Below are 13,850 nucleotides of genomic sequence, written 5' to 3' on the forward strand. Positions count from 1 at the left end.
CCGTCCACCGGACGGCGCTCCACCGGAGGGCCTGCCCGCCGCACGCAAGACCGCACGTCCATCTTGTTGATTACTGGCGCGGGGCGCGTCCGATTCCTCATCGAATCGGGCGCGTTCCTGCGTTTGGACCGCCGCGGCCGGCACGGCGTCGACACGCGAGGGCCAAATTCTTGCCCATAGGGTCGTGGTCGGTGCGATAACGGACCTCGTCGCGGGGGCGACCGGGGGAGGGGATCGTGGCGCAGGCTGTTCACCCGAAATACCGAGCCTTTCTGGTCCACGCGCAGGCCGACGAGGTGTTGGCGCGGACGATCGAGCGGGGGCTCGATGACATCCGCGTGCCGTGGGCGCTGGTCGGGCGCGAGACCGCGCACGGCGCGGTGCCGAAGTCGCTGAAGCCGATCTACCGCTTCGCCGCCGAGCCGACCCCCGTGGCGCCCGGCGAAGTCTCGCCGGTGATCCCGTCCGACCCGCCCGCCGGGCCGAAGCCGGCCGATGCGGCCCCCGATTCGCCGCCTGCCGCCGAGCCTGCCGCCGCCACGCCCGCCACCGCGCCGACGCTGACCCTGGTAGTGCCGCCGGCCGAGGATGCGACTGCGGCGACGCCGCCCGTCGCGCCCGCGCCCGTGGTTCCGCCGGAGCCGCCCGCGCTGCTCGCGCCGGCGCAGCCGACGCTGCCCGACCAGACGGTCGCGGCGCTGGTCGATTCGCGCTTTCTCGTCGTCTTGTGCTCGCCCGCGGCCGCCGCCGACGAGGCGGTCGGCGACGCGGTCCGTCGCTTCAAGGGACTCGGCCGTGGCGATCGCGTCATCGCCGTGCTGGCCGGCGGTGCGCCCGAGGCGCCGGAGGCCGATCTCTGTCCGCCGTCGCTGCGGTTCCGCATCAAGGTCGACGGAACCGTGGGTGACGAGCGCGAGGACACGATCGCGCCGCTGGTGATCGACGCCAGGGCCGGCCGGACGCCGCGGTCCGAGGTGGTCGGCCGGCTCGCCGCCGCGCTGCTCGCGCTCTCCTTCGAGGACTACAGCGGCCCGGCCGCCCGCGCGGTGCGTCGCCGGCGCCGGCTGCGCGGCTGGCTCTCGGCTGCGGCCGTGCTGCTGCTGCTCGCCGGCGGTGCCGTCGCCGCCGCCCGCTTCGTGCTGCCGCACAACGCGCCGCTGCTCGGCCGGATGCTCGCCGTCGGAACCGGCACCACGGTCGGGGTCGTCGATGCCGCCGACCGGCTCGGCGCTCCCCGGCCCGTGATCGCCTCCATCGCGGAGCCGGCCGAGGCATTGCTGCGCGATCTCGGCGCGGCCGGCGGCGACGACCCGGGCCTGCGGTTGCGCCGCGCCGCGATGCTGCTCGCCTTCGAGCAGCGCTACGAGGCGCTCGGCCTCGCCGATGCGGCGCGCAGCCGCACCGCGGCCGCCGAGGCCCTGCTCGACGGCCTGGTCTTTCCGGGCGGCATGGACGTCGAGGTTCAGCGCGAGATCGTCGCGACGCATCTCGACGCCGCCGCCTTGCGGCTCGCCCAGGGCGACGCGGACCGCGCCTTGAAAAGCGCGCGCGGCGCGCTGGCGGCGGCGGAGCGGCTCGCCGACGCCGATCCGGCCAGCGTCGAGCGCCAGCGCGATCTGTCCCGGGCCGCCACGGCGGTCGGCGATGCGCTGCTGGCCCAGGGGGCGTCCGAGGATGCGCTCAAGCAGTTCCGTGCCGCGCTAGGGATCCGCGAGACGCTCGCCGCGCTCGATCCGGCGGGCGCGCCGGCCCGCCGCGACCTGTCGGTCGCCTACGAACGGTTCGGCGACGTGCTGGCGTCCCGCGGCTCCCTGGACGAGGCGCTGAAGGGCTACCGCACGGCGCTGTCGCTCCGGCTCGCCGCGGTCGACCCGGGGGCCGGCGCCGGCTGGCAGCGCGGCCTGTCGATCCTTTACAACAAGGTCGGCGACGTGCAGCTCGCCCAGGGCGCGAGCGAGGATTCCATCGCCGCCTACCGGACCGGGCTGGCGCTGCAGCTCGCGGTGGCCGACCGCGCCGATGCCGCGGCGCGGCGCGCCATGTCGGTGTCCTACGAGCGCATCGGCGACGTGCTCAAGGCGAAGCGCGCCTACGACGAAGCGCTCGCCGCCTACCGGGCCAGCCTATCGATCCGCGAGCGCCTGGCCGGCGGTGACCCCGGCGCGGTGCGCTGGCAGCGCGACCTGCCGGTCTCGCACGAGCGGATCGGCGACGTGCTGATGGCCAAGGGCGCGTTCGACGACGCGCTCGCCGCCTACCGCACGACGCTGGCCTCACGCGAGCGGCTGGCCGCCGCCGCGCCGAGCCCGACGGCGCTGCGCGACGTCTCGGTCGCGCAGAGCAAGATCGGCGACGCGCTCGCCGCCAAGGGCCAGCGCGCCGATGCGTTGGCGAGCTATCGGGCCGCGCTCGCGATCAGCCAGCGGCTCGCCGGGCTGGAGCCGGACAATGCCAAGTGGCAGTGGGAGCAGACCGTGCTGCAGTGGCGGCTCGCCAGCGCCGGCGACGACCCGGCCGAACGCTTCCGCGCCGTGGTGACGACGCTGCGCGACCTCGCCGCCAAGCGGAAGCTCTCCGCCGAGCAGGCCAAATGGCTCCCGCTCGCCGAGCGGGAGCTGGCCAAGACGCAGGGGCGCTAGAGCGACACGCCGCCGAGGACCGGTCGGTGCCCCGGCACGCGCCGCGTCTCGATCACGCGTAGTCGGAATCGTCGCCGTAATCGGCCGAGTCGTCACCATCGTCGGCGTCGTCGCCGTCGTCCTGGTCGTAGGCGGCCGGATCGTCGAAGGCCGACGCGGTGCGGGTCGAGCCGTCGCCGCTGCCGCCCCGGCCGCCGATGTCGTTCAGGCCGGCGTCACGGGCCATGTCGCCGCTGGAGGCGTTGCCCCAGGCCGAGCGGTCGCCGCCGCCGCTGCCCGTGTCGAGGGCCGCATGGCTGCCGCCGCCGCCGGCCGCGTGACCCATGCCGCGCAGGCTGTCGAGCAGCAGCGAGCCGCCGATCATGCCGGCCGCGGCCGCCGCCGCCGTGCCGAGGAACGAGCCGCCGCGTCCGCCGCCGCCGAATGGTCCGGCCTGCGGCGGTGCCCCGTAGCCCGGGCCGCCGTAGCCCTGATTGCCGTAGCCGGGACCACCGTATTGCGGCTGGCCGAAGCCGCCCGGCGCGCCCATCGGACCGGAGCCGGCGCCCGTCGGAGGCGCTCCCCAGCGGGGATCGCCGCCCGGACTGTCGCCCGGCCGGACCGAGGGGACCGAGCCGCGGCCGCCTTGCGGCTGGCCCTGGCCTTGCTGCTGTCCCTGGCCGCCGCCGAACATCGCGCTGCGCAGGTTGTCGAGGAAGCCGCCGCCCTGCTGCTGCGTCTGCTGGGGCGGGGCCAGCGCCGCCTCGAGCTCGTCGATATGGGCCTGCGCCTGCCGCAGCGCCTCGTCCTGGAGGAGCGAGGTCTGGACCAGGGCGTACAGCGCGTTGGGGGCGCGCGCGAGACCCTCGCGGATGGCGCGCTCGGCCTCCGGGTCGCGCGGCTCCTTCTCGAGGGTGGCGAGGCGCTCGAACAGATCGGCGACGAGCTGATGTTCTTGCGGAGTCATCGTGGTCTCCTGGTGGGCCGTCCGGCGCGTGCGCGCCGGCGCATGCGCGGAGCGGCTGCGGTCGGAGATGATCCGCGCGGCTCGCGCGCCCCCTATATGGGGGGCTTCCGGTGCGGCGGAATGGTGATGAGGGAGGGGGCGTGGCAGCCTGCCGCACCCACCCCTCAGGCGAGGGTGAATCCGGCGCGGGCCAGGACGGCCGGAAAGGCCTCGCCGCCGAGATAGGCGTATTCCGCCTCGCGCAGATCGGTGAGCGGATCGAGGCGCTTCAGCTCGGTGTCCACCCGGCCCGGATGGCACATCACCACACTGCCGTCCGGCAGGTCCTTGAGGAAAGCCGGGAACAAGGTGGCGTAGTCGACGCCCGGCTTGAACGTGTAGGTGCCGGCGAAGGCCGGGTTGGTGGGGACGCCACGCTCCGCCGCCAGACGTCGGAAGGCGTGGCTCATGCGGTCGAGCAGCAGGCTCTTGGGGTCGCCGAGCCGCTTCAGGGTCGCGGTGACCTGGCCGCACTGGCGCACCCAGGCCTGCGGCGCGGCGCGGGTCACCACGTCGAGCACCGCCTCGCGCATGCCGGGCAGCAGATGGACGTGCTGGTGGCCGTCGACATAGGCGGGCGGCCGGCCGAACGCCGTCACGAAGGCCGCCATCTGGGCCGCGACCTCGCGTGCGATCGCGTCGCGGTCGAACGGCGTGACGAAGGAGGCGGCGAGCAGCTTGCCGATCGGCAGGAACGAGCCGTCCCCGGCGAGCGGGCCGAAGCCCGAGGTGAGCGGCTGGAACGGCGCCGTGAGGGTGACGTGCAGGCCGACCGACGCGCGTCCCTCGGCGACGGCGGCGAGCCGGGCCGCTTCGGCGGCCGAGAAGGTCGGCGGCAGCACCATGACGCTGGTGGCGCTCAGGCGCCCCTTGCCGATCAGGTCGATGATGGCGTCGTCGACGCCGGGCGCGAGACCGAAATCGTCGGCGCACAGGATCAGGCGGCGGAGCGGGGTGTCGGTGGTCACGCCGTTCGCTCCGGAGGTTCGGTCGTCGGTTCAGGGGGGGCGGCCGGCCCGGCCTGCTTGAGGCTGCGCTCGGCGACGAAATAGACCGGGCGGCCCTTGGTCTCCGACAGGATCTTGGCGATGTACTCGCCCATCACGCCGATCATGATCAGTTGCACGCCGCCCAGCACCATCACGCCGACCAGCAGCGACGGATAGCCCGGCACCGCGGTGCCGAAGAACAGCGCCTCGATCAGGATCTGCAGGCCGAACAGGAAGGCGGTCGCGGCGAGTGCGATGCCGAGCAGGCTGGCGATGCGCAGCGGCGCCACCGAGAAGGCCGTGAGGCCCTCGATCGACAGGCCGAGCAGCGCACCGAAGTTCCAGCTCGACGTGCCGTGCTCGCGGGCCGCCGGCTCGTAGTCGATGCGCAGCTGGCGGAAGCCGATCCAGCTCGCCAGGCCCTTGAAGAAACGGTTGCGCTCGGGCAATTGCCGCAGCGCCGCCGCGGCGCGCGGCGAGAGCAGGCGGAAGTCGCCGGCGTCCTCGGGAATCTTGTGGCGCGATCCCCAGTTGATCAGCGTGTAGAAGGTGCGGCCGAACAGCCGCCGCAAAAACGACTCCGCCTTGCGGCTGGCCTTCGCCGTGAAGACGACGTCGTAGCCGTCGTCGATCCAGTGGCCGGCGAGTCGCTCCACCATGGCGGGCGGATGCTGGCCGTCGGAATCCATGAACAGCACGGCCCCGAGGCGGGAATGCTCCAGCCCGGCGAGCAGCGCCGCCTCCTTGCCGAAATTCCGCGACAGGGCGATCACCTGGACGTCGAGCCCGTCGGGCGGCAGCGTCGCGGCGACGGCGAGCGAGCGGTCGCGGCTGCCGTCGTCGACATAGACGACCTCGCAGGCGAGGCCCCAGCGCTGCTTCAGCGCGCGGGCGACCGAGACGATGCGGGCGTGCAGGGCGGCGAGCCCGCCGGCCTCGTTGTAGACCGGCATCACGATCGAGAGGCCGGCCGCCGCGCGCGTCGCCGCGGTCGCGGCCGCCTCCGTCGCGCCCGCGTCCTGCCGCAATGCTGGCTCACCCGAGGTCATTCGCCCGTCGTCGTCCCTGTGGTTCCGGTCGGGGCGCCTTATAGCCCAAGCGGCCGGGGCTGTCGCGCCGGCTCGGGGGCCGGCGGTGCGGTTCGGCTTCGGCTTCGACGTGCCGCTGTGCTAAGGCGACGCCCGACGCTGTGGCGCGCAACGCGGAGTGACGATGGACCCGACCCGGACCGACACGGCGTTCTCGCGTGCCCCCGCCGGGCGGGCCCGCGTCGGCATGATGCGCAAGGCGCTGAGCTTCGCGCTGGTCGGCGTGGTCAACACGGCAGTGGACGCCAGCGTCTTCTTCGTCGCCCTCGCGGCGCTGAAGTCGGCGGGTCCGAGCGTGCGGGCCTTCGAGGCGGCCTCCGGCCTGTGCGGCTGCGGCGGCGCCGACGACCTGATGCTGATCGCCGCCAACCTGATGGGCTGGGTGGTCGGCGTCACCGGCTCCTATGTGCTCAACTCCACCTTCACGTTCGCCGAGGAGTCCGGCCGCACGCTGCGGCTGCGCGACTACGGCGCCTTCGCCGCCTCCGGCGTGCTCGGTGCCGTCGCCAACACGACGACCCTGGTGATGGTGGCGCAGGTGATGCCGGTGTGGTTCGCCAAGGCCTGCGCCATCCTGGTGAGCTTCGTGGTCAATTTCACGATGTCGCACTTCGTGGTGTTCCGGCCACGACGGGGGCGGCCGGACGCCGAGCCCGGCAACGCATCACAGTAGCAGCGGCATCGCCGGCCGGCTCCCAGGGAGGCGGCACGATCCTTCACCAGCATGGAACGATGCCGCGGGTCGACGGGGCCCGGCGGGCCGAGGTCGGATACTCCCGTCGTGCGGGGGCACTGGAACGCGCGAGCGTGCAGGATTATGTTTCAGGAGCCGAAGATCGAGCGGGTCATGAGCCGGGACGACATCATTCAGCGCATCAGGGCGCGCGCCGAGGCCGTGAAGGCGTTCGGCGCGACGGCGCTGTACATTTACGGGTCCAGAGCCCGAGGCGACGGCAGGACGGACAGCGATTTGGATGTGTTCGTGGACTTCGACCCGTCCAGGTTCAGTTACGTCGAGCTTGTCGGGCTGGAAGACATGCTGTCGCGTGAGCTGGAGCTCAAGGTTCAGCTGGGAACCCATGATGCGCTGCACCCGCTGATGAAGTCGCGAATCGAGCGCGAGGCCATCCGGGTCCTGTGAAGGCGATGAAAGACGTTCTCATTCCCCTCCACGACATCCTTTCGGAAATTGAATTCCTGCATTCGATTCGCGACCGTTCGACCTTCGAGCAATTCAAGGCCAGCTCGTCGGACCTCCGGGCAGCGGCCTATTCAGTCATGGTGATCTCGGAGGCGGTGCGCAGGATTCCGGAGGATTGGCTCGCCGAATATCCGGCGACACCCTGGCACGCCATCAGGAGCATAGGGAACAAGCTGCGGCACGAGTATCAGCGGGTAAGCGAAGCGATTCTCTGGGGCATCATTGCGGACTCCGCGGTCGAACTCGAAGTGACCCTTCGGGACATGCTGGGAAAGCGGGCGAGGACTTGAGCCGCACGCCCCACGCCGCACGCCGCGCGTCGTCACGACACCAAGAGCCCCCCTACAGCGCCGCCTCCAGCCGGTCGAACAGCGGGTTCTCGTTGGCGAAGACGTAGTCGAGCGGGCCGACCACGACGCTCGCGGCGCCGTGGGCGCGCAGGAAGGTCGCGAGGGCGTGGACGTGGTCGGGCGGGCAGTGCAGCGTCAGCATGCCGGACGAGGTCGGTCCGCCGAACGGCGTCTCGACACCGTATGTCTCGCGCGCTTGGGTGAGCAGCGCCTCGTTGCAGGCCGGGAAGCGGGTGCGCATCTCGCGGAAATTGCTGGCGCGGCCGTAGGCGGCGATGCGGTCGAGCACGACGCGGGCGGTCTCGCGCGCGCCGGCGTCCCAGGTGGCGCCGCGCGACGCGACGAGGTTCGCCTGCGAGCGCAGCATGACGCCGTCGTCGACGATCTTCAGCGCGTTGGCGGCCAGCGTCGTGCCCGTCGTGGTGATGTCGACGATCAGCTCGGCCGTGCCGGCGGCCGGCGCGCCTTCGGTGGCGCCGGCGCTCTCGACGATGCGGTAGTCGATGATGCCGTGGCGGGCGAAGAAGGCGCGGGTGAGGTTCACGTACTTGGTCGCGACCCGCATGCGGCGGTCGTTCTCGATGCGGAACGCGGTGGCGACGTCGTCGAGATCGGCCATGCTGCGCACGTCGATCCAGGCCTGCGGCACGGCGACCACGACGGTCGCGAAGCCGAAGCCCAGTCCGTGCAGCAGCACCACCTTCTCGTCGGCGTGCGGAATGCTCTCGCGGATCAGATCCTCGCCCGTGATGCCGAAATGCACGGCGCCGGAGGCGAGCTGCTGGGCGATCTCAGAGGCCGACAGGAACGCCACCTCGATCTCGGGCAGGCCGACCACCGTGCCGCGATACTCGCGGGCGCCGCGCGGCTTGGCGAGCTTCAGGCCGGAGCGCGCGAAATAGGTCTCGGCGTTCTCCTGCAGGCGGCCCTTGGCCGGGACTGCGATCACGAAGGTGCTCATTGGGCCGCTCCCGTCCGCTCGCCGAGCCCGACCAGGCGCTCGATCCACACCGCGAACCCGACCGCCGGGATCGGCTCCGGCTGGCCGGCCTGCTCGGCGCGGCCGAGCCGGGCGAACAGGCCGTCGTAGCGGCCGCCGGCGACGAGCTGGCCGTCGATGCGGTTCTGCGGGTCGTGCAGCTCGAAGACGACGCCGGTGTAGTAGTCGAGGCCGCGGCCGAAGGCGGTGGCGAAGCGGATGCGTCCGGTGTCGATCCCCTTCTCGGCGAGCAGCGCGTTGCGGGCCTCGAACAGGTCGAGCGCCGCCGCGAGGTCGAGCCCGGCGTCCGCCGCGAAGGCGCGCAGCGCCGCGGCCGCGGTGGCCGGCGCGCCCGACACGGCGAAGAAGCGCTCGATCAGCGCGCCGGTCTCGGCCGGCAGCGCGGCGCCGGCGCCGAGCTCGGCCTGCTCGAGGAAGCGCGCCGCGATCTCGGCCACCGAGCGTCCGCCCACCGTCGAGATCCCGGCGATCGACAAGAGGTCGGCGACCAGGGCGCGGGCGCCCTTGGGGTCGGAATTGGCGAGCGCGGCGAGCACGCCCTGGTACTCGGGCGGACCGTTGCCGCCGTTGACCGCGAGGCGATGCAGGTCCTCGGCCAGCACGGTCTTGCGGTTGAAGTCCTTGGCGAGGCGCCGACGCCACACCGGCGCGAGGTCGAGCGCCTCGATCAGCGCCGCGAACAGGCCGACATCGCCCATGCGGATGTCGGGGGCCGCCAGGCCGTAGAGGTCGGTCGCCTCCAAGGCGAGCGCGACCGCCTCGGCGTCGGCCGCGGTCTTGTCGGTGCGGCCGAAGGATTCGATGCCGGCCTGCCAGAACTCGCCCGAGGCCCCGGGGCGCTGCCGGAACACCGGTCCCAGATAGCTGTAGCGGGCCGGCCGGCCGGCCTGCGGCGAGGCGAGGTAATCGAGAGCCACCGGGATGGTGAGGTCGGGCCGCAGGCAGAGGTCGTCGCCGCCGGCGTCGGCGACCAGATACATGCGGCGGCGGATGTCCTCGCCGGACAGCGCCAGGAACGGCTCGGCCGGCTGCAGCACGGCGGGCTCGACGCGGTCGTAGCCGGCGCGCGCATAGGACGCGACGAGCGCGTCGGCGCGCCCGTCCTTGCCGACGATGGAGGCTGTTACGGCGGACATGAGTTCCCCGGCACCTTTGATGGGGCCGCCTGTAGCACGTCTGTTTCGGCGTTTCGACGACTTCGGCTCGGGCCTGCCATGCCAGGCGGCCCGGTGGGACGGACGGGTTGCCAGAAGCAGGGTCATGCCCGTCCGGGTTGAGGATTCGCTTTGCGGCAGCGAACCCGACATAAGGAAGGTTCCGAAGTATTCGTCGGCGCCGGACCCTCAGGCCCGCAAAATTCGCGTCCGCGGATGCGACGCAGCATTATTTTTGTGCTTTGCGATTGCTCGCGGAACCCTCACGATCACTCGATCTTAAGCGAATCATGATTGCCTGTGACGGTGGCGTGCGTTACCCCTGCTGCAATGCAGCACGTTGGGCTAGTCTCCTTCCGATCCGCCCTTCGCGCGGCTGCAGTTCCCCCGCGACGCGCTTCGACACGGCGCCCGAGTTCCCCCGGCTCGGTCCAAGAAGGATTTGATCCATGACCTACGAGACCCTGCTCATCGAGACCGTAGGGCGCGTGGGCGTCATCCGGCTGAACCGGCCGAAGGCGCTGAACGCGCTGAACTCGACCCTGGCGGAAGAACTCAGGGCGGCGTTCGCGGATTTCGACCGCAACGAGGAGATCGGCTGCGTCGTCATCACCGGCACGGAGCGGGCCTTCGCGGCCGGCGCCGACATCAAGGAGATGGCGCCGAAGTCGTTCATCGACACCTTCACCAACAACTACATGGCCAACTGGGACAGCCCGGCGCGCTCGCGCAAGCCGACCATCGCGGCAGTGGCGGGCTTCGCGCTCGGCGGCGGTTGTGAATTGGCCATGCAGTGCGACCTGATCATCGCGGCCGACAATGCGAAGTTCGGCCAGCCGGAGATCACGCTCGGCATCGTGCCCGGGCTCGGCGGCACCCAGCGGCTCACCCGCGCCGTCGGCAAGGCCAAGGCGATGGATCTCGTGCTGACCGGCCGCATGATGGACGCGGTCGAGGCGGAACGCTGCGGTCTCGTCTCGCGCGTCGTGCCGCTCGCCGAGCTGATGGATGTCGCGATGAAGGCGGCCGAGACGATCGCGTCGATGTCGCTGCCGGCCGTGATGACCGCGAAGGAACTCGTGCAGCGCGCCCACGAGCTGCCGCTCGCCGAAGGCCTGCGCTTCGAGCGCCGCGCGTTTCACGCGCTGTTCGGAACGGATGGCCAGCGCGAGGGCATGCAGGCCTTCCTGGAGAAGCGCAAGCCGGAGTTCAACCAGCCGCACCACAAGCAGCCGCGCCCGGATCTCTCCGAGGCGGCCGAGTAGCGGGTTCGGTTCGGGCGCTGTCGTTGCGGGGCGTCGCGCCGCCGCGCGCCCTGCGACGACGGCGGCTCAATCCCGCACGCAGATGACGCGCAGGACGGATGCGTTCGGCTCGGCCGCCGGGCGCGCCGATGCGCCGGCCTCCACCCCGTGGGCGGCCAGGACCCGCCGGATCGTCTCGGCCGGCACCATGGCGGCGCCGGCGGCTCCGGGCCCGGCGACCTGAACCGGCGCCGACGCCACGATCCCGACCAGCTTTCCGCTCCCCTCGACGACGGCGGCACCCGGAAAACCCGGCGGCGGGACGGTCGCGAGCGTGCCGCCCGGGCCGACCCGGGCCGACATCGTGGAGACGGCGCCGGCGCCGGCCTGCCGCTCCGGATCGGCGACGCCGAACAGCGTCACGTCGGTCGGCCCACCGCCGCTCGCCGCGAGCGGCACCGGCACCAGCCCGTGCGCGCCATAGAGATGCAGCAGCGCGACGCCGCCTTCGGTCGCGCGCAGCTCGGCATAGCCGTGACCCGCGACCTGTACGCTGCGGCATTGGTCGACGGCGCGCGCATCGGTGACCAGGTCGCCGCCCGGGCCGACGACGACGGCGCTCGCATATTCGACGCGGCGACGCGGCGCGAGGCCGGCGACCGTTTCGGGAAACGGCACCAGGGCGCTCGACATGGCGACCGCGACCGGGTCCATGGTGACCTCCAGGCTCTGGTCGTAGAACACCGCCATTCCGCGGACCTCGCGGTCCTTCCCGTGCGCCCGCACGTAGAACTTCTTCAGCCCCTGCAGCCCGGAGACGACGAAGAAGTCGCCGCGCATGACGGCGTAGTCGGCGCGCCGGTTTTTCGGCTCCTTCTTCTGCTGCTCGAAGATCTGGGCGAGCGTGACGTCCGGACCGCTGATGCGGAAGGTGTCGACCTGCACCTCGCCCTTGCCGGACTGCCAGTGGGTGCCGTTGCCGCCCGGCGCCGGTGACGCCTTGGGGGCCATCGCCTCGGGCAGGCCGAGCCGGACGCCGCTGGCGCGATCGTTCCGGATCGTCCAGCCGACCCGCTGCTGCGCCGCCTGCGCGGCCTCGGCGAGGCGGTTGCGCTCGGCCGGCTCCAGAAGGCCCGTCTCCTTGTAGCCGTAGCGCTTCTGGAACGTCTTCACGGCCGCGAAGGCGCGCTCGCCGAACTCCGGGCCGAGGGTCCCGTTGTAGTCGCCGGTCCAGATCAGGTCGCTCTGCACGGCGATCCGCTCCGCCTCGGGCACCCCGGCCCAGGCCGGAACCGTGCCGGGCTTCGGCGCCGGCGGCTTTTGAGCCTGCGCGGGCGCCGGCGCGGCGGGCCTCGGCCGGACGGCGGGCGCCGTCTGCGGGCCCGGGGTCTGGGCGCCTGCCGGAGCCGCCCCGGCCATCAGCGCGACGAGCACGAACGACGCGACACGACGGTTCATCCCAGCCTCCCGAACGTGGTAGAGCGCGGGCGACCCTAGCCAAATCGGACGAGGCGAGGAAGCTGCCCATGCTGACCCCCGACGAGCTCGAGCGCTATGCCCGCCACATCGTCCTGCACGAGGTCGGCGGCCCGGGCCAGAACGCCCTGAAGAACGCCCGCGTGCTGGTGGTGGGGGCCGGCGGGCTCGGCGCGCCGCTGCTGCTCTATCTGGCCGCCGCCGGCGTCGGCACGCTCGGCATCGTCGACGACGACGTGGTGTCGCTCTCCAACCTGCAGCGCCAGGTGATCCACGCGACCCCGGATCTCGGTCGCCCCAAGGTCGAGAGCGCCGCCGAGGCGATCGGCCGGATCAATCCGCTGGTGACGGTCGAGCCGCATCCCACCCGCATCACCGCGGCCAATGCGATAGACCTGATCTCGCGCTACGACCTCGTCGCCGACGGCTCCGACAACTTCTCCACCCGCTATCTGGTCTCGGATGCCTGCTGCCTGGTGAAGCGGCCGCTCGTCACGGCGGCGGTCGGCGTCTTCGACGGCACCCTCACGACGCTGCGGCCGCACGAGCGCGGGCCGGACGGCGCCAGGAATCCGACCTATCGCTGCCTGTTCCCGGAGCCGCCGCCGCCCGGCACCGTGCCGGCCTGCGCCGAGGCCGGAATCCTCGGAGCGTTCACGGGCGTGATCGGCTCGCTGATGGCGGTCGAGGTGGTGCGCGAGATCGTCGGCTTCGGCGAGGGCCTGGTCGGCCGGCTCCTGATGGTCGACGGCCGCAGCCTGCGCTTCGAGACGCTGCGCTATGCCTGGGATCCGGACAACCCGCTGACCGGCGAGCACCCCACCATCACGGATCTGTCGGGATACGAGGCCGCGTAGCGCCGTAGGGCGCAATCAGCGCAGCGAATTGCGCCGAATAAGGCCGCGTGGCGCACGTCGCTGCGTTCATTGCGCGGGACGGGCGCTCGCCTCACTTCGTCCAGGTCGCCTTGAGCTCGGGCCCCTTCATCACCGACCAGGCGTTCGGGCCCGCCTTGGTGACCGTGAAGCAGTTGGCCTTGGCGCCTTTCCAGGTCGTGCAGAAGCCGTCGGGGCCGAGCGTCCAGGTGCCTTCGCCCTTGGCGCCGGCCTTGGCCGTGGTCGGCTCGCGCCGCACTGTTCCGTCGGCCTCGAACACGATTCGGAAGCTGACTCCCGACGGCGTGGTCGCCGTGAAGCTGCGGCCATCGAAGAAGGTGGCCTGGATGTCTTTGGGCGCCATCGGGTCGGCCGCCGCCGCGGAGGCCGAGAACGGGCCGGTGGCGAAGAGGCAGGCGGCGAGCAGCGACACCGTCGCCGCGCCATACGCCATCACTTGGTTACGCATCGTGGTCCCCTTGCCTCGCTGGGCGTCGGACAGGACGTCCTGATCGTCCATCAAAGCACGCGGCGCCACAAGCTGCGGCGGCTACGGATCGGAGTGGTCCACGATCGGCGTCGTGCGCGCGCCGCGATCAGGGGCAGGGGCCGATGCAGAACTCGACGTCGTCGCTGTTGCGGTAGCGGCGGCCGGCGAGGCGCTCGTAGCGGACGCAGCGGCGCAGGTCCGGCGTCTCGGCCGCGTCGCGGCGGCACACCCGGTCGCCGTCGAGCTCCCACACGCCGCGGGCCACGATGCCGGAACCGGCCGCGACCGCGGTGCCGTCGGCGAAATGGATCGTGCAGATCGCCTTGCCGGCGATCGGGCCGGAGCGCGGCCTGCCGCAC

Annotated in this window: 14 protein-coding genes; 6 read left to right on the top strand and 8 right to left on the bottom strand. The window is 72.2% G+C overall.

Annotated features, from left to right (window positions below):
* The first annotated feature begins 236 nt into the window (after positions 1 to 236).
* Positions 237 to 2,639, top strand: a complete 2,403-nt coding sequence (locus CH341_RS19405; protein WP_111420636.1) for a tetratricopeptide repeat protein — start codon at positions 237 to 239, stop codon at positions 2,637 to 2,639.
* Between the two features lie 52 nt (positions 2,640 to 2,691).
* Here CH341_RS19405 and CH341_RS19410 read toward each other — a convergent pair whose 3' ends face one another.
* From CH341_RS19410 to CH341_RS19420, 3 genes are all read right to left on the bottom strand, one after another.
* Entirely contained in the window at positions 2,692 to 3,585 is an 894-nt protein-coding gene (locus tag CH341_RS19410; protein WP_111420637.1) for a DUF2076 domain-containing protein, read from the bottom strand.
* A gap of 164 nt (positions 3,586 to 3,749) precedes the next feature.
* Positions 3,750 to 4,592, bottom strand: a complete 843-nt coding sequence (locus CH341_RS19415) for a ChbG/HpnK family deacetylase (protein WP_111420638.1) — start codon at positions 4,590 to 4,592, stop codon at positions 3,750 to 3,752.
* Positions 4,589 to 5,662 (bottom strand): glycosyltransferase family 2 protein, encoded by a 1,074-nt coding sequence (locus tag CH341_RS19420; protein ID WP_111420639.1) that lies wholly within the window; start codon positions 5,660 to 5,662, stop codon positions 4,589 to 4,591. The genes CH341_RS19415 and CH341_RS19420 overlap by 4 nt, the downstream gene beginning before the upstream one ends.
* Before the next feature lie 163 nt (positions 5,663 to 5,825).
* Here CH341_RS19420 and CH341_RS19425 point away from each other — a divergent pair, with 163 nt between their 5' ends.
* From CH341_RS19425 to CH341_RS19435, 3 genes are all read left to right on the top strand, one after another.
* A complete protein-coding gene (locus tag CH341_RS19425) occupies positions 5,826 to 6,374 on the top strand; it encodes a GtrA family protein (RefSeq protein WP_245431146.1) in 549 nt (182 codons plus the stop codon).
* A 174-nt stretch (positions 6,375 to 6,548) separates the two neighbouring features.
* Entirely contained in the window at positions 6,549 to 6,842 is a 294-nt protein-coding gene (locus CH341_RS19430) for a nucleotidyltransferase family protein (protein ID WP_170149721.1), read from the top strand.
* A gap of 5 nt (positions 6,843 to 6,847) precedes the next feature.
* Entirely contained in the window at positions 6,848 to 7,192 is a 345-nt protein-coding gene (locus CH341_RS19435; RefSeq protein WP_146604547.1) for a HepT-like ribonuclease domain-containing protein, read from the top strand.
* Between the two features lie 52 nt (positions 7,193 to 7,244).
* On the opposite strand, the gene hisG is transcribed toward CH341_RS19435, so the two are convergent.
* Both hisG and CH341_RS19445 read right to left on the bottom strand, forming a co-directional pair.
* Positions 7,245 to 8,213 (bottom strand): ATP phosphoribosyltransferase, encoded by a 969-nt coding sequence (gene hisG / locus CH341_RS19440; protein ID WP_111420642.1) that lies wholly within the window; start codon positions 8,211 to 8,213, stop codon positions 7,245 to 7,247.
* A complete protein-coding gene (locus tag CH341_RS19445; protein ID WP_111420643.1) occupies positions 8,210 to 9,388 on the bottom strand; it encodes an ATP phosphoribosyltransferase regulatory subunit in 1,179 nt (392 codons plus the stop codon). The genes hisG and CH341_RS19445 overlap by 4 nt, the downstream gene beginning before the upstream one ends.
* 467 nt (positions 9,389 to 9,855) lie before the next feature.
* Here CH341_RS19445 and CH341_RS19450 point away from each other — a divergent pair, with 467 nt between their 5' ends.
* Positions 9,856 to 10,671 (top strand): enoyl-CoA hydratase, encoded by an 816-nt coding sequence (locus CH341_RS19450; protein WP_111420644.1) that lies wholly within the window; start codon positions 9,856 to 9,858, stop codon positions 10,669 to 10,671.
* A 66-nt stretch (positions 10,672 to 10,737) separates the two neighbouring features.
* Here the strand turns inward: CH341_RS19450 and CH341_RS19455 are convergent, their stop codons facing one another.
* Positions 10,738 to 12,108, bottom strand: a complete 1,371-nt coding sequence (locus CH341_RS19455) for a peptidoglycan-binding protein (protein WP_170149720.1) — start codon at positions 12,106 to 12,108, stop codon at positions 10,738 to 10,740.
* A gap of 68 nt (positions 12,109 to 12,176) precedes the next feature.
* Between CH341_RS19455 and CH341_RS19460 the strand changes: the two genes are divergently transcribed.
* Entirely contained in the window at positions 12,177 to 12,983 is an 807-nt protein-coding gene (locus CH341_RS19460; RefSeq protein WP_210208457.1) for a HesA/MoeB/ThiF family protein, read from the top strand.
* 91 nt (positions 12,984 to 13,074) lie between these two features.
* Here CH341_RS19460 and CH341_RS19465 read toward each other — a convergent pair whose 3' ends face one another.
* Positions 13,075 to 13,470, bottom strand: coding sequence for a hypothetical protein (locus CH341_RS19465; protein WP_146604548.1), 396 nt, complete (start codon positions 13,468 to 13,470; stop codon positions 13,075 to 13,077).
* A gap of 127 nt (positions 13,471 to 13,597) precedes the next feature.
* Positions 13,598 to 13,850 (bottom strand): hypothetical protein (locus CH341_RS34335; protein ID WP_170149722.1); only part of this gene is annotated, 253 nt, incomplete at its 5' end.

The sequence above is a fragment of the Rhodoplanes roseus genome, assembly GCF_003258865.1.
In the GTDB taxonomy this organism is placed as follows: Bacteria; Pseudomonadota; Alphaproteobacteria; order Rhizobiales; family Xanthobacteraceae; genus Rhodoplanes; species Rhodoplanes roseus.